Genomic DNA, 20,317 nt, shown 5'->3' with positions numbered 1-20,317 from the left:
TTGGAGTCAGGAGTCAGGAGTCAGGAGTCAGGAGGAGAGAAAATCACAAAGATTTAGTAGTTATGAAAATTAGAGAATTTGAGTGAAAAAAGAATGCTTTTGTGAGGTGAAACTTCAATTATTACAGCACTTTTGAGGATAGTAAGGTACACTTGTAGGACTATTCTTATATTTCCTATTCCCTGTTCCCTAGAGCAATAAAACTTTGTACCTCATCAACTAGAAAACTGCTGTAAGTAATTAACACAGGGGCAATGACATTTTTGATAATTAGCACGTCAGTAGAGGCAAATGGCCATTCGCCCCTACAATCTTAATAATGCTGAATAAGACCAATGCTACCGGATTTGATATCACTCCCCCACTCCCTCACTCCCCCACTCCCCCACTCCCCCACTCCTTCAAACCATAAACCCGAAACCAATCAACAGCATCCTGAAGAGCAACTCTAATCGAAGACTGAGGTAAACCCAACTCATTCACCGCTTTAGAAGTATCATAATACATTCGTTGTTGAGACATTCGTACCCCATCCACAGGAATAGAAGGTAGTTTCCCCAAACTTCCCAGAATTATTTCATCAACCCATGCCACAGTTAAAGGCAACCAAACAGGAACAGTTTGTCTAGGAGCAGCTAAACCCGTAATTTCCTCCAATAAATCTAGTAACGCCTTAAGTGTCAGATTTTCATTTCCCAAAATATAGCGATCGCCACATTTCCCCCTTTCCAAAGCTAACAAATGTCCCCAAGCTACATCCTGAACATCAATAATATTCAAACCAGTATTTACATAAGCAGGCATTTGCCTACGCAAAAATCGCACAATAATATCACCAGTAGGAGTAGGTTTAATATCCCAAGCACCAACAGGAGTAGTAGGATTAACAATTACCACATCTTGTCCCAAATTAACCGCCTTCACCGCTTCCTGCTCCGCCAAAAACTTAGACCTTTTATAATCACCAATCAACTTCTCCAGTGGAGACTGATAACCCTCATCAACCACCGCACCAGAAACCCCCACCCCAATAGCAGCAACAGAACTCGTATAAACCGTCCGTTCAATTTTCGCTCGTCGTGCCGCCTCCAAAACATTGCGCGTACCAAACACATTATTTCTGTAAAGCAACTCTCTATCCCTTTGCCACAAAGAATAATGAGCAGCAACATGAAACAAAACCTCACACCCCACCATCAACTCCCATAAGTGGGAGTCATTTAAGTCACCCAGCACAACCTCCACATCCAAACCATGGAGATTATCTAGACAACTTGTGGGGCGAACAAGCGATCGAACAGTATAACCCTGCTGCAACAACAACCGGACCAAGTTTGCCCCAATAAAACCACTGCCACCAGTAACAAAAGCTTTCAACTTCTAAAACCCAGCAGCATCAACCAGCAAATCATCGCAGAACCCTGTCTTTGTCGGCAGCAAAATATCTGCTAACTTGTCTCCCACTAGAGGTCTACGCATTTTAATTTGAAACTCAGAAAACAAGCCGTCCCTACATCTTACTTTGACACTTTTAGCAGCTCCTTCTCCAAAAGAATTTTCAAAAGCTGTGTCTATCTGAGACCGAGTAATAATTTTACCAATATTTTCCGCAAACAACTCCTGTACCTCAGAATCATTCACTTCTCGAAGTAAGTCTAGGGAAATATCATAATAAGTATCCTCATCTCGTCCATCGCAAGTTCCATGTTTGACCCACTCATGACGATGCAGATAAGACTTTACTCCTGGCATTAATACTGCCAACTCAGAAGTTGTTTGTTCATCCAGATCCAATGGGGGTAAATCATCCCATTCTCCCTGCTTATCATTACTTTTATCTTCATAAGACACACCACAATAGGATGCTCTATCGGGCCATAAGCCATGTAAAGTAAAGTTAGTGGCATCGTAGCGTTCTGCTGTTTGGGAAATACACTCTGGTTTACTTTGCTTTGTTTGACAGAAACTAGGTTGCCAACTAATGGCAAGAACATATTTATCTATACAACGTTCTATAGGGCAGCTTTGACCAGTGAGTATTTCTGTGTCGTCTCCTTCTGCTTCACTGATACTTTGTCCGTCGGGATTAAATTCACCACAGCTCTTGTTGACCCATTTAGTTTGTCCATCCACTTTGATATTAAAGTAGTCTCCAGTTTCTTTGTTTCGCCCTAAGACTGGGTAAACCTTTCCAGTTTCAAGAGTGACAGGTCCAGTTTTCTTTCTGAAGCTTGTGTAGGCTTCACAATTATTGTTTATTGTGAAATCCCCATCAATTTGATAGAAGGCAAAAGCTGGACTTTGTCCCAACAGTAGAAAAGATAATAGGAATGCGATGATTAATCTCATTGAGTCTCCTTTATTATTTTGGTCGCAGAACTATTTCAATATATCTGAACAAAGGGACAGCGCACAAGTATCAGGAAGAAGTCAAAAGTCAAAGGTAAGATTTTAAGGGATTAGGGTTTCAGCGATTCTCCGACCCGCGTCGATGGGGGTCTATGCAAAGATGAAAAACTATCTCTTAGCCACTATTAACTACTAATAAATGACTAAAAATGTATTACTATTTATTTATCGAGGTTCTCAACTAAAAATATAGTAACTTTTTCATTTCATCCCTGTCAAATGGACTAAAAAATCAATTGTCGATCATCTTTTTGTCAAATGCCAAGCTTTAGTGGTCAGTAGTATTATGTAGAAAATTCCTTTTCTACATAGTGTTCAACTATAAGTAAAAACTCCTATTGCGACATACGCAATAAAAGTAACTAAGCATAAACTCTTATTGTTCTTTGTTACCTAAAAAAGCGATCGCCACTGTCTCCACTGACCAATTAGACAACGGCGTATTTACCTAAACGCATCAGAAGGCCAGCACTATAATCTATGATGAGCGTGTCTGGATGAATGATGCGTGTATAATTATGATTCGATGTCATAATTAGACACAAATATTAATAGTTTATCCAGTATAAATNGGACTCACAGCTATTTTTATGACACTACGGGGAAGGTCAGCACCGCTAAGATTTTGGAATACATTAATGACCCTGATCACGGCGGTTGAAACCGCCGCTCGTTTTTCCGCCCCGAACTAAAGTTACGAGGCTACCAAACTCCCGAAATTTTTCCGTGTCAGTCCAGTAGTAGACTGATAAAATTTAGATATAAAATTTAGATTGTGAAAGGTATTTAACAATCCGTCGTATAATATACATCTCCAAGAATCAAAAATCAATATCTATAATCCCAAAGAAATTATCAATTCTTTCCCCTCCTGGGAGGGGGAGGGGCGAGGGGTGGGTTCCCTACTGCCTACAGCAAAGTTGCCTACTCCCTATGGGTGGAGTAGATGTCTAATTATCATTACATTTAAGCAACTCCGATAAAATTGCCGATCTGGAAGTGCAACTGGTTGATACTCGGAAGACAACGACTGGTCTGAGAATATTAGAAAAATATGCCACTCAAGTTGGTGGGGCAAAAAATCATCGGATGGGTCTGGATGATGCGGTGATGATTAAAGATAATCATATTGCTGCTGCTGGAGGTATTGGAGAGGCGATCGCTAAAGTCAAAGAAACAATACCTTATCCTTTAACTATTGAAGTAGAAACAGAAACATTAGTAGAAGTAGAGACTGCTTTGGAGCATCAAGCGGATATTATTATGCTTGACAATATGTCTGTTGAAGTGATGGAGCAAGCAGTTAAAATGATTCGGCAAAACAATAGTCGGATTAAAATTGAAGCTTCGGGAAATATTACCCTCGAAACTATTAGGAATGTTGCCGAAACAGGAGTAGATTATATTTCTACAAGCGCTTCTATTACTCGGTCAACTTGGTTAGATTTAAGTATTAAAGTAGAAAAGGTGGTTTAATCAATATTTAATTTATAGGTAATCCTAAATATGTAAGGATATCTGTCAAGAAATCCTTATTATCCTTTTAATAGACATCTCCAAAAATTAAAAATAAAATCAATTATTTTTCCCTGTTTCCTGTTCCGTGTTCCCTCTTTTCTGAAGATGTCTAATAGTTAAAAGGTAAGCTATAAAAATTATTACTTGTTTATTACTTCTGATATCAAATCTGCTTGCTTTGCAGTGTTATCAGAAACTGGGTTTATGGGAGGTAGATGTTAGTGTAGTGAGGCATTTAATATAAACCTGATTTCTATGCTTTTTTCAACAGATACTGCCTCCTTTGATATGATTATTTAAAATTTCACTTTAGCTTAAAGCGCTTTTCAGGTGCATAACCTCACGTCACAACCAAAACCTTATAGGGAAGTTCCATGAAACCTCCCTACTGTGGTCTACCCAAATGAAAACCGCTGTAATATAGTAATGACAATTGTTTTGCTAAACAGAATATTGGATGAAAAAGTAAAGAGATACTTCCTAAGCTTTTTTTAGGTGCATCTCTTTACAATGGAATATTTGAAGGTATAACGTAGTTAGGTTTAAAAAGTGAAGTAGGTTCGCCAGAAATTAGACCTGTAAACCTACACTTCTTGTTTTTGATTGCGCTTGAGGGAACTCGCACCTAAAATACTTATTCCCAAAAAACCTAATAAAGAAGCAGGTTCAGGAGTGCTTACCGAAGAAACAGCAGTATAACTGCCAAAGAAAGAAGTTTCAAAAGAATTTCCGTCAGGTAATAAGTTAGCATATAGGTTAGTAACTCCATCACCACCACAGCAACCAATAGGATTATCTATCGAACCTGTAGGTTCAAACGTCAACACAGTATCAAAGTCATTCTGAAAATCAATAGAGCCACCAACAATAGAGCCATTAAAATCACCAGTGAAAACTAGACCAAGTTCACCTGCTCCCAAATCGAAGATTGAAATTCCAGCAAGAGATAAATTTGTTCTTAGATCTCCTATATCAAAAGAGGAACCATCATCAAAGCTGAAATTCATATCAAGATTGCTCAAACTATCTAGTGTATATATTCCAACCTCAGGATCACCGTCAAAGCTGAGTACCCCACTGCCTACAAAAGGTTCTGCTAAATTATTATCATCAATAGCATCAAAAGTAAAATTGAATTGTGCTGCATGAGCAGGGATAGTTTGAAAGCTAATCACTGTTACACCAGCAGCAGCTATTGAAAACTTCTTGAGCATAATATAAATTTCCTTGGAAAACTTTATTGCCTAGCACATTTAACTTACCCCCCCCCCGAAATTTTCGCAACTCCTTCTGGCTAAACTTTACAGAATCTTTAAAAATGAAGAAAGTATTTTTAGCATTTAAAATTACTACCATCAATTACTAAATAAGCCTTTGAGGTTATAAGTACAGTAATAGCAATTATGAAATTTTGATGAAGTTAAGATTTGGTGATTTATCCAGCAAACCAGGGAGTGATACAATAAAAGTTTAATTAATATCCTCAACTCTGAATAATCTTTAATTTGGTCAATGGTTGTTTTTCAAGGTTAAAATTAGGGGCATAATATCCAGTTTGATTGAATAGTTGTCATTGCAATCGATAAGGAAGCAATCTCTAATACATTAAGACTGCTTTCCTAACAAAATACTCGGCAAATCTTTCACATTGCTCCAGTCGCGATCGCTTCTACTTTGAAATAAAATGTACCCAGAAACTCCCATCTGGCATACAAACATTCCGAATGAATCGATAAGAATAATGTAAATAAGCACCACTTAGGTCAGTACGATATCCAGTAGAAAACCATTCTCCATAGGGGTCATGGATAAATAATCCTTCATTATCAAAACCAACACCGACAATCAGATGACCAAAAGAAGTAAAATAACTATGTATAGCCACAGGATTTCCTGCTATTAGGTAGTCTTGAACTTCTTCAATTGTGGCATTAGTTTTAAAAGTATCTTGACATCCATAATCTCTAACAATTTTAACTAAATGATGTGGATTATGACGACTGTAACCTTGACTTAAAGCATATTCATAAAGTTCATCTTCAAATTGACCATAATTAGACCTACGATTAGCCTGCAAAAACTCTAAACAGGAAGCGATTGAAGTAATATTACATAAACCTGTGGGATTATACCAATTGTCTAGTTTTGGTTTGTAGGGAACTTTAATTCTGATAGTATTTGGTTTGTGCTTAGGATGCACAATTTGATTATTTTCATAAATTTCAATGTGTTTTTCATGGATATACCAAACTCCTGAACTGTTGTGTTTATGGTTACGAAAGGCAATCCGGAAGTGGTTTCTCACTGTAGCGTAAGCTAAAAGTTCAAACTCTTGATTAGCAGGAATATGATGTTTTTCTGACTCAGTTAATTGAGAAGATTGAAGGGGTCTTGATTTCAGGATAGTGTCTTTTTTCGTTTTTAATATGATTAGAGATGCAGGAATATTTACTTCTTTTGCATCGAACAATTTTTTGATAGTTTTCTCCCCTAAATATCCAGCTTCACCACTTTTTTGATCTACTTGAAATCGATGAAGTGCTGCTGTGGTTAATGGGCCAAATATGCCATCTATTGGAGGGTTAAGCATATTTAGGTCAATGAGTATGGCCTGAATCTCGCGGGTGAGGTGTTCATCATCGGCGAGGGTTTTTACGTCGTATTTAAGGTCTGTCCCCAGAAAGTCTTTAAGTTCCATATTAGGTTTATATAATAGGAAATAGTAATCAGGAGCTATAATATCCTATTCTCTGGACTAGACCAAATTATGGGACATTTATGACAAGTTAGCTTGAATTTTAGTTTGTTTTAAGTTTTGGGGAATAGTTATTGTTATTTGTTTAATTTTCTATATCTGCAAGCATCCAGATATCTATACCTGGACTGGGATGGCGTAAAGCAGTATCGTTGGTCAGAAAAACCGTCCATCCTGCTTCTATGGCGGTTGCCAGATGTAAGGCATCTACTAAACCTAAATTACTGCTTCCTCTTAAGTTTGCTGCTCTAATTACTGTTGCCCTGGTAATACTGCGGAAGGTGAGATTGGGGAATTTTGGTAGCTGCGTTGCATACTCTTGGGCAATTTCAATTTGCCCCTCACGCAAAGGTTTGACCATGAGTTCTGCCAAAACAAAATCGCAAGCAAAAGCTTGACACTTTCCTTGTTTGATGGCCTCAAAAATTTTGATAACGCGATCGCCAAATTGTGCATTACCTTCTAAGGCGTAAATAAAAATTACGCTGTCTAGAGCTATTTTTGCTCCTTCTAGTTCTTCTAATCTCGCCATCACTCCCTTTGAGAGCGAATGTAGTTGATGGCATCTTCGTCTTGCCATAGTTGACGATGTTTGCCGAAGAGGCGCGATGTATAGCTCATTTCTGGGACTATAACTATAGTGTCATCAACGATTTTTAGTTCTAGGCGATCGCCTGGTTGCCATTTTAGGGTATCGCGTACTTCTGGAGGAATGACTATTTTATATTCTTCTCCAAGTTTGGTTGTTGTCATTAAATTGGTTTGGATACGTTTAAGTGAGGATAAAATTTTATCATACCTGGGGCGTTGGTGTCAACAATTGCTCGTTCGTAGTAACGACTTTAGTCATATAGATGTAGTAGTTATATCATGTCCGGTAGCATCGGAGCGTGTATAGAATTAAGTCACAATTGGAAGAAACCCTTTTGCCTCCAGCATAGATGCCCTTTGCCTTCCTTCCACTAAAGTATAAGTATTCAAGCGGACATGATATTAGTTCCCAAATTTAGGTTAGCACAGGGTGGCTTTTGGGAAAGCGATCGCCTTCTGGGAAGAAAGCGATCGCTTTAAACCATTAGCTAATATTTTTAGCCTACATAGGTAAAAAAAGAAAGTCAATAGATGCTCCCTAACTTTTTTTTACGCGTATTTTTTGACAATCGAATATTTGAAGATATAATTGTAGTTGGGTTTTAAAAGTGAAGTAGGTTTGCAAGAAATTAGACCTGTGAACCTATACTTCTTTTTTTTGGTTGCGCTTCAGGGAAGTCGCGCCTAAAGCACCTACTCCGAATAAAGCGAATAAGGAAACTGGTTCAGGGGTTGAAACTGTATCTGACACTTCTGTCAAAGCACTGTCAAGCACAGTAGGCCAGCCACCATCTACCGATCCTAGTGGAACAGCATTAAACCAATCCCATCCTAGACCAGCAACACGGCCAGAACCAAAGCTATCAACCCATACAGTAGACCTTGTTCCAATTTCATAGATAGATAAGGCAGTTTCAGATAGACTGCTCGTATTTACCCCATATGTGGTACTTGGCGATGGGAGAAAATCAGGATCCTCAGCAAAAGCTGTACCACTAGCTGCTGTGCTATTCTTTGTTGATGTAGGTGAAAGCCCAACGAAACTGCCAGTCAAAGAGTAGCCAAAGATATCGTTTACCAAGTTATTACTTCTGAAGTCTCCCGTCTCCATAGTAACAAAGCCACCACCAGAGGAAACATAATCAGAAATTGCTGTCTTAGCAGATGTACTAAGAACACTAGCTAAATTTCCCCTTTCTAATTCAGGAATCAAAATCACATCCGCAGCACCAGCAGCTGTAAAATCAGCCTCAGTGATACCTGTAAAAGTTGTGACTGTGTAACCTAGACTTGTTAATGTAGCCTGGATTGTATCAGACTCGCTGCGAAATCCGCCAGTAGTGTCTACAAAGCTGCTATTATCAAATACAGAGATTGTTATTGCTTGAGCAGTTCCCGCAAACATCATTAACCCTACTGTTGCTGTGGCTATTGGTAGTTGTTTAACAATTGAAAGCTTTTTCAACATGATTCAATTTCCTCGTAAAATTTATTTTTTTTGCTTACAACTCTAATCTACCCCCCCCCGAAAAATCTACAACCCCCTTATGCTCTACTTTACCAAATCTTTAAAAATGTCTACAGTGTTTTTCGTCGTGAAAATCACCCAAATATATTAGGAGTGGAGATTCTAATGTATTGCTATGGAATGGGTAATTATTAAGTTTTTATGAAGCGACATAACTCTTTCCGGATATTAAGGTGTGATCGTTGTATGATTACGTCTTCAAGTTAGTCCTATAGAAGCCCTGAGCGTATCTTTGCAAAGTGGCATAGGAGGACCTCCTCAGGAGATCGAGAATATAGAATAGGGGAAAAAGGTAGAATCTAGGTCCCCTACTCTCCACCCTCTCCCCCCTCTCCACCCTCTCCCCCCTCTTCCCAACTACCTAACTTTTTACACTTACTTAAGACACGAAGTACATATATTGATGAAAATAGGTAGTAGGGTCTCGAACAAGCAAAAAATATTTACCCCGTCGGTTGTACCACATTAATCCCGAATCTGCTACATACTCTTGAGATGACTAAGAATGAGCATGAATTAAAGCTCCTTCTGTAGGAGTAGAAAGTTGTAATTTGGGTTTTTTCTTGTCTATTTTTGCTGTTACCCATCCTTCAGAAACCATGACTTCTAAACATTGTAAGGCATGGTTAAAGGCAACTTGAGTGTGTTGAGGTGAATACTGAGAAGTTAAAGATTTTTTTAATAAGGCTGATATTTGTTGAATATCGGAAGTACGTTCTAATATTTTCACTAATGCAGCATAGAAACCTGTTAAGGGAAGTCTTTGTTCATCTTTAACATAGGATTTTATCTTCTCAATACGACCGTTATTATATACAGGTAAATCTTCTTGTTTTGCACCTTCAAGATTTAGTTTAAAGATGTTGTAACCACTAATTTCCCAAGATGAATCTTTTTGGGCAAATCTTTGCATTACTTGTTTCATAGAAGTAGGATCAAAACCTCCAATAACTGCTTGACCTAAAATATCATTGGTAAAACCCCCTTGAGATAACCAGCGAAAAGCTTCTTCAGGAGTTAATTTTAATCCTGCATCTTTAGCAATATCTCGACAATGTTTCTGTAAGTCGCTAAACTGACCATTTGCAGCATACCAATAATCTGCAAAACGAATATGTTGTTTAATGCGTCGCTTTTGGTTATCTTCATAGTGGTGTTTTAACCAGGTAGCGTCGTGTTTTTGTTGTTCTAGTTCTAAAATTGTATAAGCTGCTTCTTTAGCACTCACATGAGTTAAAGTCATACCCGCAGCTAAAATTGGGTCGGCAAAACCTGCTGACTCTCCTGCTAAAAACCAATTTTCTCCTACTAACTTTTCTGAGAGAAAAGACCAATCTTTTGTTGTTTCAATCTTACCTCTGCTAGTAGCATTAGCAATTAATTCACTAATACGAGGTTCACTTTTGAGTGCTTCTTGATAAATATCTTCTGGTGGTTTTTTGAGTTTTTTGTAATGTTCAGCCGGACAAATAAAACCAATACTTGTACGAGTTGGACCTAGAGGAATAAACCAAATCCAACCATGAGCTAAACTCATTACCTGGACTCTTGTACCGCCCACGCCAATTTCATCAGCCCATTCTGCATTTGTCCAATAGTCCCAAATTGCTATATTTTGTAATCTTGTGGGAATTGTTGTTTCTACTCCTAAAACCCTTCTCAATACGCCGATATGTCCTGAAGCGTCAATATAATAACGGGCATTAATTTGCTCTCCATTACTTAAATGCAAATTTTTAACTTGGTCTGTTTCTATATCTACTTTAGTAACTGCTGTTTCTTGTCTAACTTCACAACCATTATCTTGAGCATGATCTAAGAGAATATTGTCATATACAGAGCGATCGACTTGAAAAGCTGTTTGTTTACGCTGTCCTTTGTATTCAGCAGGACGGGGTTCATCTTGAAATTTTGTTGCTGCGAGAAAATCAAAATCCCAAAGTTGAGAAGTTTTTCCCCAACGATAAGTAGCTCCAATTTTAATCGGAAAATTAGCTGCTTCTACTTTATCCCAACATCCCATTTCTTGGAGAATAGCACTAATTTGAGGCAGTTGACTTTCTCCTACATGGTCGCGGGGAAATTTGGCTTTTTCTAAAATTAATACTTCTAAATTAGGGTTATATTTTTTGAGTAAAGTTCCGGTGGTACTACCTGCGGGTCCACCACCAATAATTGCCACATCGTAATTTTTATTGGACATGATTGTTATAGTTGTAATTCATAGTAATGTATGGGCATAAGTAAATGATACCCATACATATTTCGCGTACAAATTCCTTGTAGATTTCACCCTTACAAACAAATGTTTGATGATATAATTTAGGTAGGTTTTATTTGATGAGGTAGGTTCGCAAAAAATTAGACCTGTGAACCTACACTTTTTCTTTTTGTTTACGTTTGAGGGAAGTAGCACCTAAAGCACCTATTCCGAATAAAGCGAACAAGGAAGCAGGTTCAGGAGTTGAAACTGGTTCAACATTCAAATCCCAACTACCTAGAGAACCACTATCGCCACCAAATTGATCGAGAATACTTAAAGTCCAAGTACCTGCTACATTAATACCAGCGAAAGCATCTAAGAAGCTATCATCAGGAGAAGAAATTCCTCCAGGAAGAGCAGGAGAAAACTGACTACCACCATCAGCAAAAGTGTAATTTCCATTCAAATCAGTAGGGCCACCAACACTATCAAATACACCTGCTGTAATAACAGTTCCTGCACCATCATCGTAAGTTAAATCTACAATTAAATCACCACTCCATGTATGAGTAAGGTCATTAAAATCAATAGAAATATCATCAATTGTTATATCGTCTGTGACAGTAATGGAACTTTCAAATAAACCAGAAGTACCAACAGGAGGAACTAGACCACCAGAACCTGAGAAACTAACAGCATTAGCACCAGAAACAGCAGTCAAAGTAGCGATTGCAGAGCCAGCAGCAGCGATTGATAATTTTTTCAACATGATTAAATCTCCTGGGAAAATTTATTTTTATTGCCTACAAATCTAATCTACCCCCCCCCCGAAAATTCTGCAACCCCCTTATGCTCTACTTTACCGAATCTTTAAAAATGTCTACAGTGTTTTTCGTAGTGAAAATCAACCAAATATATTAGGAGTAGAGATTCTAATGTATTGCTATGGAATAGGTAATTATTAAGTTTTTATGAAGTGACATAACTCTTTCCGGATATTAAGGTGTGATCTTTGTATGATTACGTCTTCAAGTTAGTCCTATAGATGTAGTGGCGACTTCCAAAAGTCATGTTAGTAACGGATGTAACTGATGGCTTAATTGCCGGGAATTTTGACTCCTCGGTGCATTATATGATGTCCGGATCATGAGCAATCAAAAAGTTTTTGTTTGTAGTAGAGCTTTAATTAAACTATTCAACCGGACATGATATTACGCCAGAAATTTTCAATAGAGTGATTCACCACAAATAGAAAATATTGCAGGGCATAAATAAATTCGAGAGACACACCTAACACTTTCAGGTGAATCTCTCTAAAATCAAATATTTGTAGGTATCATTAACAGGACTTACCCATGAGGTAGGAAAAACTAGGATTTGAGATTGCTTTCCGTTCCGGACTGCTACGCAAACCCTGTCGGTCGCAATGACGAAAATACGTTGTAGTGTGTAAGTCCTGATTAAATTAGGTTTTATAGAGTGAGAAGTTGCACCTGAAGCACTTAGGTTTATGCTTCGCGTTTGCGAGTTAATGCACCTAATGAACCAACGGTTAATAATCCTAAAATTGTACCCGGTTCAGGGACAGTTTCAGGGATAGTTGTAGAAAGAGAGGTAAAGGTAAGGGTCGAACCATCTAAATCTACAACTCCAAAAAACAGATTAGGAGTACCTACTGAGGTTAAACCAGCAAATCCAATAAACTCTGACCCAGTTTCTGTAATAACAGGAAGAAGCCGAAGAAATAACCCTTCAGTCCCATTGGTAGAGAAAAAGGCTAAGGCATTAATTTCCCCCCCAACAACAGCAAAAATATTTGCAGTAGGTTGGTTTATATCTGTAAAAATATTTAGGGGAAGATTATATCCTAAGTCAGGACTAGAGGTAACTATAACTGAAGTAGCTAAAAAACGATCATCGCGAACAGGTGATTCAATTAATTCAATAGTACCTTCAACAGTACCATTGACTATACCATTTTCATTACTGAAAGAAAACCCAAAAGTAGCAGCACTAGCTGCAGAAACAGCAGTAAAAGTAGTGATAGCAGCGCCAACAGCAGCGATTGAAAAATGTTTAAACATAATTAATTCCCTTGTAAAACTTATTTTTATTGACTTAAAGGTTAGTCTACCCCCCCCCATGAAATTTCCGCAACTCCTTGTGACTATACTTTACAAAATCTTCAAAAATGACGATGGTATTTTTAGTGGTTAAAATCAGTGGAATTAATTATGAGATAGGGGTTTGAAGTGTCTAGCTATGCCAAGAGGGATTATGAAGTTTTGATGAAGCTAGATTGGATAGTGTATCCGGGAAGTTTTGGAGTCCTAAGATAAAAGTCTGATTAAAAATCTGAGATTCTTGCTGATATCAGGCAACTAGACCTTCATGCACGGGATCAAGATGCTCCCACTGACCAACAATTGAATCTTAACAGACGACTACTTTTGATTGCTTGGTGCGTTACGGCAGAAATTTTCCAGAGAGTGATTCAACACAAATATGATTACTGCCAATTTTGATTGCTTGGTGCGTTATATCATGTCCGGTTGAACAGTGATAAATAATTGAAGAAGGAGACAGGAGACAGGAGACAGGAGACAGGAGGAAAATTACATGGGGATTCTCACCCCAAGTAATTTTGAACACCGTGTAGACGGTGGGGTATTAAACCCACAAAGAAAATGATAACTACGGAGTCCTCAGGAGTCAACCCACCCCTCGCCCCTCCCCCGATCGTGGAGGGGAAGTCAGGAGTCAGGAGGGAAGAAAGAAGAAGGAAGAAGAAGAACTGGAGTTGAAGGAGAGAGTTTTCTGATCACTAATTATCCGGATATGATATTACGGCAGAAATTTTCCAGAGAGTGATTCACCACAAATATGATTACTGCCATTTTTGATTGCTCGGTGCGTTACGGCAGAAATTTTCCAGAGAGTGATTCACCACAAATATGATTACTGCCAATTTTGATTGCTTGGTGCGTTACGGCAGAAATTTTCCAGAGAGTGATTCACCACAAATATGATTACTGCCAATTTTGATTGCTTGGTGCGTTACGGCAGAAATTTTCCAGAGAGTAATTCACCACAAATATGATTACTGCCTAACGCACCCTACCTAACTACCTAACTTTTTACACTTACTTAGGTCGAAACGCTATTACTCCATAAGCATCAACAGACAAATATTTTGATGCCGCCTGTTGAATATCAGACGAGTCGAGTGCCTGAATATGTTGAGGATAACTGAGCGCAGGTGCTAACTCTCCCACTATTGAGTGATAGTAACCATATAAATTAGCTCGATCGCTCGGTGTCTCATTGGCAAAAACAAACCTATTGGCAACCAATGTCCGAATACGTTGAATTTCTGTTTCTGTCACCGACTCTTGTTGAATAGTATGTATGTGGTGAGCGATCGCTGCTTCTACTTCGGCTAAATTTTCTTCTGGCAACCTAGCAGATATATAGAAAACTCCTTGATGACGATGACTCATATTACTCACACCAATAGAATAAACTAAACCTCGCTCTTCTCGTAAGTCACGCACCAGGCGAGATGTTTTCCCTCGACTCAAAATAGTTGCCAACACATCCAAGGTATAAGTTTCATGTAATTGAGTTAACCCAGGTACTCGCCAAAGCATCATTAACCTTGCTTGTTGAAGAGCTTCATCAACTACTTCATGGCGAACTATTTTTGTAAAAGGTTGCTCTGGGGTTAAATTATTTGTGGGTGGTAGTGGAGGTATTTCTGGAATATTTTTGCTGTTTTGTGCTTCGGTAAATGAACTGGCGACTATATCAATTAATTCTTCTACTGGTAAATTTCCGACTACAGTGGCAGTCATAGAACCAGGTTGATACCAAGTCTGATGAAAGTCGCGCATTTGTTGGGGTTGCAGTTGAGAAACAACTTCAGCAGGACCTAATACCGGACGACGATAAGGTAATTTTTCAAAGGCGGTTTCAATCGCTTTTCGGTAACAACGACGGTTAAGGTTATCATCTGAGCGCCGAATTTCTTCTAGTACAACAGACCGCTCTCTTTCAAAAGGGTCATCTGCAATGCTGGCATTTAGGAGTACTTCCCACTGCAAAGGTGCTAATTTGGCAAAGTCTTTAGGAGCAGTGGTAATGTAAAAATGGGTGTAGTCTTGACTAGTGGCGGCATTCATTACAGCACCTTGTTGTTCTACTAAGCGTTCAAATTCACCACCACGGAGTTTGGGAGTGCCTTTGAAAATTATATGCTCAAGAAAATGGGCCATACCATTGATTGGTTCGGATTCAACTGCAGAACCAACGTTTAGCCAAATATTGAGATTAACTGCTTCAACTGGTAGGTATTCGGCAATGATAGTAAGTCCATTTGGTAGTTGGTGGATAGTAGGGGCGTTGAGAGATTCGAGGGTTGGTTGGACTAGGGTTGAGGTCATTCTTGATTTTTTCTGTGGTTTACCTTTCTCAATATAGTGACATCTCCTCCAAAAGAGGGAACACCGGATCTGGGAACAGGGAACAGGGAACGGGGAGAAATAATTCAGGATTTACGCATGAACGCTATTGGTAGGGTGTGTTAGCGGTAGCGTAACCCACAAAGAACTATATCTATGGTCAGTGCGTAAGTCCTATAGCAGAGGGAAGAAGGAAGAAAGAAGAGGGAAGAGGGAAGACAGAAGAAGTAATATCATGTTCCCCCTCCGGGGGAGCTACGCTAACGGTTGAATACTTAGGGTTTGCTGAAAAAGTCTTATGGGTGAGGGTAGGAGACAGCTATACTGGAGACAACCCACCCCTCGCCCCTCCCCCTCCCAGGAGGGGAAGACAGGAGAAATGGATCGGGAGCGAGGAGGTAGGAGCTAAGTTTTGTCAATTTGGGATTTTTCTGCCCCACTATGAGCCTAAAATACTAACTTTTTGAGTGTTTTAGACTGAAACAGGCGCACTGCAATTCGACCCTAAAAAGGCTACAACCTTTATCTGTAAATGCTTTGATATTTAATCAGCAAGCCCTACTTATAAATAACTGTTGTGAGTCCTCAGGAGTCAGTCCTCAGGAGTCAGGAGAGAAGAAAGGAGGAATGCTTATGAAATATTGCACAATAGTATTGATAATTTCAGTATTTCTTTGGTACTGTCGGTACTGTCAGTCCTTAAATTTTACAGGGCTTACGCAAAGGCACTACATATAGTAGATAAAAACTATAGCACTATGGTATATATAGTGTTTTTCCATTAAAATGCGTAATCCTGTTTTATTTATAACTGACCCGTCCGAACATGATATAAGAGGGAAGGGAAGAGGGAAGAGAGAAGAAGGAAGAGGGAAGAGGGAAAAATATTGCTTTGTCTGAGTTTTCAGCTTTTGCTCTGTCGGTCTCCTTTCCTTCGACTGCTTTGAAGAAGGCAGCTATGCTGAAGGTCTAATTGCTTATGGATAGTCAACAACCGGCCACTCCATGTCTACAAACCCCAGACAATTTTCACCACCCCCGTTGATGGCAGGGCTAATTCTTTGTCGTCAGAGAATATTAAAGCAGTTTTGGAGTTGATGAGGTACAAAATTTTAGGACTTTAGGGAGTAGGGAGTAGGGAAAAAAAGATAAATCTTTGAAGCTATACCTCATTATCCTAAAAAGTGCTGTAATATGAAATACATTTAATTGTGCAAATATACAAATTTCCCCACAGTCCCCACACTCCCCATCTCCCTATCAATTTTTCTAAGCGTGACAATAAATTGACCCTGCCCGTTGACAAGGGCAGGGCTAATTCATTGTGCTCAGAGAATATTTATATGGATATGAAATACATTTAATTGTGCAAATATAGCAATGAGCGCTCAGGTATTTACAATGTCCAGCTCAAAGTGCAGTAAGCGAAAAGGTGTACAAAAAATAATGTGTAAATATGCCAGCGCACATTGCTATATAAGAATCTCCCCATCTCCCCATCTCCCCAAATTCCCCTCCAGGGAGGGGTTAGGGGTGGGTCCCCACACTCCCCATCTCCCTATCAATTTTTCTAAGCGTGACAATAAAGTTTGTCAATAAATTGACCCTGCCTTGACAAGGGGGGAGACCGGAAGTCCCCCTTTTTAACGCGGATCTAGGGGGATCGTTGATGTACCTCATAGGGGTGAAAAGCGCTATATAGCGTTTCTCAGTAAGCATGAGGTACACTCTTGTCTTTACTTCACTATTGCCTGTTGCCTGTTGCCTATTGCCTATTGCCTATTGCCTGTTGACTGTTGCCTGTTGCCTGTTGCCTGTTGCCTAGAGTTTTGTACCTCACCAGCATGGTGATTGCTATATTACAACCAAATATTAGGAAATATTGATTTTCCTATCTCTCTGAACGACTTATTTATCGTCCTGGCAAATTGAATATGCTCTTCATCTTTTTCCACGGGAATAATATTAGCTTTCTGTCCTAATTTAAACTTATCTACTACTAAGTTAGCTGCTTCTAAACCTGTTACATAAGCTTTTTCCTGAGACCATGAACCGTGACGGTTAGCAATCCAATCTCCACTCATAAATATATTGTCAAAACTTGTTTTAGCAGGAAGTAAATATTGATAACTTCCAGGAAAGAAGTGAGTGACTGCTTCTCTAACTCTAACCACACTTTGGTCGATAATTTCTGCCTCTATAAATTCTGGAATACAAGTTGCTAAATATGTCTGTACCATTTTAATAATTTCCCCATCGCTCAAAGGTAAAAATTGATTAGCATGATAAAAATCTACCTCTACAACTGTTCCTGGTTCATGGCGAAATTCGTCGTGTAAAGCATTCAAATCAAAAAACGTCCAACCTGTAGTTGTATCAAATCCAAAGCAAGCATTAGAAGCACGAGGAATTGAAATTTTTCGGTCGAACCATAATCTGGTTCCCAATACATCAACTCCACCTAAATTATTAATATTCCTAAATTCTTGACGACTTTGCAGAGCTTCACTACCTGCCATAATCTTTTTCATCCCACTAATACCAACAGCAAAAATAACCGCATCTGCTTCAAATATTTGGTCTTCACAAACAACCTTTGTTGCTTTGCCATTATCATCAACAATTAAGTCAGTAACTCGCCGTTTTGTCAGAACTTTTCCACCTAGATTTTCGATATTTTCTACCCAAGGTTTAAATATCATTTCTCCTACAGTACCCCGACACCAAACAACATCAAAATCTGGTTGGTGAGCTAGGATAAAATAATATAACATTCCCAATGCAGCAGCAGCCGAACATTGTTCTCCTGGAGCAAATAAACCAACTAATAACATGGCATTAAAAGCATCATCATATAATCTTTTTGTCACGCCATATTGTTTGAATAATTCTCTCGCTGTTACTGCGTCGTATCTTCGCCAAGCTTCATCCGAATTATCAAAATCTATCACAGAATAAAGCAGTGGCAGAGCAGAAAGGCGATCGCTCAAAGGTAATCGTTTAAATTGAGTATAAATAAAAGTACCAAGAGGTGTTGGAAAAGGTGGTAAGTCTTGAAAAATAGGTGATTCTACCTCTAACCCAGCAGGAGAATATTGAGCTGAACGAGTCCAGGGAGTGAATGGATCGAGGTTTAGCTTCTTGACAAGAGAAAATATGTTATGGTAAGGATACCAAAAACCATGTATGCCCACTTCTACAGAACGGCCTCCGGGAGTTTTCCAACCAGCGACTAAACCACCGGGATAAGGGCCAGCTTCTAGGAGTGTAACGTCATAGCCATTTTTGGCTAGGTGGTGAGTGGCTCCTAAACCAGCCCAACCAGCACCAACTACTACTATTTTTGGAGTTTTAGTTCCTATTGTCATGCTACTTTTTTTAAGTCAAAAATTCAGTAATTTTTGTGGATTTTCTAGAGCCAATTTTCAGGCTAGTTTCCCAATTTTCTTCTAATTTGCTTAATTTTCTAGTAGTTGTCAAGGCTGTGCATATTTTGTGTTATAATTAAATAGTATTTACTTAGAAGTTGAATAACAAAGTTGATTACTTTAACTTACCAGTACAAGCTGAAACCAACTCAGCATCAAGAGGCAGAAATTAATCACATTCTTGATGTCTGTAAAAGTGTATATAACTATGCCTTAAGAAAACGAAAAGACTGGTTAAATTCGAGAAAATCATCAATTAGTAGTTGTTCAATTATTTCTGAGTATATTATTCCTGCTGATGCCCCTTATCCTAATTACAATCATCAAGCAAAAAACTTAACAATAGCTAAGAAAACTAATCCTAGATTAAAATCAGCAAATGCTCAGGTTTTACAACAAACTTTAAAACAATTAGACAGGGCATTTTCTGAGATGAAAAGTTTAGGCAAAGGCTTTCCAAGATTTAAGAAAAGGATGAGAAGCTTTGTCTTTCCTGCCATGCTGAAAAATTGTCTGGGTTGCGGTAGATTCAAGTTACCTCAATTGGGTTGGATTAAATTAAAGCAGAGTAGGCCATACCCGGAAGAAATGGTGGTTAAACAAGCCAGGATAGTCAAAAAAGCTAGTGGTTATTATCTGATGATTACCTTTACTTCATCAGAATCAGTCCCAGATAATCCAGTAGGTGAAAGGTCATTAGGCATTGATGCAGGAATAGAATCTTTTGTAGCTACTTCCACTGGAAATTTAATCAAATATCCTAAATTTTTATTGAGTTCACTGCGCGAGCTGAAATTGCTGCAAAGAAGACTTAAGAAGAAAATAAGAGGTTCAAATAACTGGTTAAAACTCCAGAATAAAATAGCTAGACTACATGAAAAAATAGCTAATACTAGACGTGATTGGCATTTCAAACTAGCTCATCAACTTTGCGATTTTACAGACAATATTTTTGTTGAAGATATGAATTTTAAATCTTGGTCTCAAGGTATTGTTAGAAAACAATCCTTGGATTCTGGAATTGGTCAGTTTATCAACGAAATATTGCCTTATGTTTGCTGGAAAGGAGGTAAGTACTATTACAAAGTTGACAAGAATTATACCTCTCAAGAATGTCCGTTATGTGGGCATATACAGAAAAAGAAACTGTCTGATAGAAAACATAATAGTAGCAGTTGTGGTTATCAAGTGAATCGGGATGTAGCTGCTGCAAAAGTAATTAGAAAAAGAGGATTAATAGCGGTAGGGCATACCGTTAACAAAAAAGCTTGTGGAGACGGTCTGGCGGGGGTGCAACTCAGCTTGTTTGATTTGTTACCTAGTTAAGAGTCTGAAACAAGAATCTCCCATTATAATCTTTGATTTAACGGTGAGAGTGTCAATATTTACTCGTTAATTAAAAAAACAGAATAGGCAATATCACAA

At 38.5% G+C, this 20,317-nt stretch carries 14 protein-coding genes and 2 pseudogenes; 4 read left to right on the top strand and 12 right to left on the bottom strand.

The window, feature by feature from the left end:
* Window positions 1–369 precede the first annotated feature (369 nt).
* Window positions 370–1,377, bottom strand: coding sequence for a hopanoid-associated sugar epimerase (gene hpnA, locus F6K06_RS01510; RefSeq protein WP_124145164.1), 1,008 nt, complete (start codon window positions 1,375–1,377; stop codon window positions 370–372).
* A 3-nt stretch (window positions 1,378–1,380) separates the two neighbouring features.
* Window positions 1,381–2,349 carry a ribonuclease T2 gene (locus F6K06_RS01505; protein WP_124145163.1) on the bottom strand — a complete coding sequence of 323 codons (969 nt, stop codon included), beginning with the start codon at window positions 2,347–2,349 and terminating at the stop codon, window positions 1,381–1,383.
* Window positions 2,350–2,983: 634 nt separating this feature from the next.
* Between F6K06_RS01505 and F6K06_RS34485 the strand changes: the two are divergent.
* A pseudogene (locus F6K06_RS34485) lies at window positions 2,984–3,070 on the top strand (IS200/IS605 family transposase); the annotation flags it as partial.
* Window positions 3,071–3,387: 317 nt separating this feature from the next.
* Window positions 3,388–3,885: pseudogene (gene nadC, locus F6K06_RS01500) on the top strand (carboxylating nicotinate-nucleotide diphosphorylase); the annotation flags it as partial.
* Between the two features lie 626 nt (window positions 3,886–4,511).
* Here nadC and F6K06_RS01495 read toward each other — a convergent pair.
* From F6K06_RS01495 to F6K06_RS01480, 4 genes are all read right to left on the bottom strand, one after another.
* A complete protein-coding gene (locus tag F6K06_RS01495; protein WP_287242268.1) occupies window positions 4,512–5,141 on the bottom strand; it encodes a PEP-CTERM sorting domain-containing protein in 630 nt (209 codons plus the stop codon).
* A gap of 455 nt (window positions 5,142–5,596) precedes the next feature.
* Window positions 5,597–6,625: a C39 family peptidase gene (locus F6K06_RS01490; RefSeq protein WP_124143037.1), complete on the bottom strand. Its 1,029-nt coding sequence runs from the start codon at window positions 6,623–6,625 to the stop codon at window positions 5,597–5,599.
* Between the two features lie 142 nt (window positions 6,626–6,767).
* A complete protein-coding gene (locus F6K06_RS01485) occupies window positions 6,768–7,262 on the bottom strand; it encodes a type II toxin-antitoxin system VapC family toxin (protein ID WP_287287498.1) in 495 nt (164 codons plus the stop codon).
* Complete coding sequence (locus F6K06_RS01480) at window positions 7,214–7,435, bottom strand: AbrB/MazE/SpoVT family DNA-binding domain-containing protein (RefSeq protein ID WP_287242272.1); 222 nt, start codon at window positions 7,433–7,435, stop codon at window positions 7,214–7,216. The genes F6K06_RS01485 and F6K06_RS01480 overlap by 49 nt, the downstream gene beginning before the upstream one ends.
* Window positions 7,436–7,439: 4 nt before the next feature.
* On the opposite strand from F6K06_RS01480, the gene F6K06_RS01475 reads away from it, so the two are divergent.
* Complete coding sequence (locus F6K06_RS01475) at window positions 7,440–7,580, top strand: hypothetical protein (RefSeq protein ID WP_287242274.1); 141 nt, start codon at window positions 7,440–7,442, stop codon at window positions 7,578–7,580.
* Between the two features lie 336 nt (window positions 7,581–7,916).
* Here F6K06_RS01475 and F6K06_RS01470 read toward each other — a convergent pair whose 3' ends face one another.
* The 6 genes from F6K06_RS01470 to F6K06_RS01445 all read right to left on the bottom strand — a co-directional run bounded on the left by F6K06_RS01470 (window position 7,917) and on the right by F6K06_RS01445 (window position 18,832).
* Window positions 7,917–8,741 carry a PEP-CTERM sorting domain-containing protein gene (locus tag F6K06_RS01470; protein WP_287242277.1) on the bottom strand — a complete coding sequence of 275 codons (825 nt, stop codon included), beginning with the start codon at window positions 8,739–8,741 and terminating at the stop codon, window positions 7,917–7,919.
* A gap of 559 nt (window positions 8,742–9,300) precedes the next feature.
* Entirely contained in the window at window positions 9,301–11,004 is a 1,704-nt protein-coding gene (locus tag F6K06_RS01465; RefSeq protein WP_287242279.1) for an NAD(P)/FAD-dependent oxidoreductase, read from the bottom strand.
* Between the two features lie 172 nt (window positions 11,005–11,176).
* Complete coding sequence (locus F6K06_RS01460) at window positions 11,177–11,773, bottom strand: proprotein convertase P-domain-containing protein (RefSeq protein WP_287242281.1); 597 nt, start codon at window positions 11,771–11,773, stop codon at window positions 11,177–11,179.
* Window positions 11,774–12,512: 739 nt separating this feature from the next.
* The gene (locus tag F6K06_RS01455; RefSeq protein WP_287242283.1) at window positions 12,513–13,088 is read right to left on the bottom strand and encodes a PEP-CTERM sorting domain-containing protein; all 576 of its coding nucleotides are present in this window, start codon (window positions 13,086–13,088) and stop codon (window positions 12,513–12,515) included.
* A gap of 1,059 nt (window positions 13,089–14,147) precedes the next feature.
* The gene (locus tag F6K06_RS01450) at window positions 14,148–15,446 is read right to left on the bottom strand and encodes a pitrilysin family protein (protein ID WP_124143040.1); all 1,299 of its coding nucleotides are present in this window, start codon (window positions 15,444–15,446) and stop codon (window positions 14,148–14,150) included.
* A 1,877-nt stretch (window positions 15,447–17,323) separates the two neighbouring features.
* Window positions 17,324–18,832 carry an FAD-dependent oxidoreductase gene (locus F6K06_RS01445; protein ID WP_124143041.1) on the bottom strand — a complete coding sequence of 503 codons (1,509 nt, stop codon included), beginning with the start codon at window positions 18,830–18,832 and terminating at the stop codon, window positions 17,324–17,326.
* Between the two features lie 171 nt (window positions 18,833–19,003).
* Here F6K06_RS01445 and F6K06_RS01440 point away from each other — a divergent pair, with 171 nt between their 5' ends.
* Complete coding sequence (locus F6K06_RS01440; protein WP_287242286.1) at window positions 19,004–20,218, top strand: transposase; 1,215 nt, start codon at window positions 19,004–19,006, stop codon at window positions 20,216–20,218.
* The last annotated feature ends 99 nt before the right edge of the window (window positions 20,219–20,317 follow it).

Origin of the sequence: Okeania sp. SIO1H4 (assembly GCF_010672695.1) — a bacterium.
Lineage (GTDB): Bacteria > Cyanobacteriota > Cyanobacteriia > Cyanobacteriales > Microcoleaceae > Okeania > Okeania hirsuta.
The sequence above is the reverse complement of the archived record's forward strand: the minus strand, read 5'-3'. Positions and strand labels throughout refer to the sequence as shown.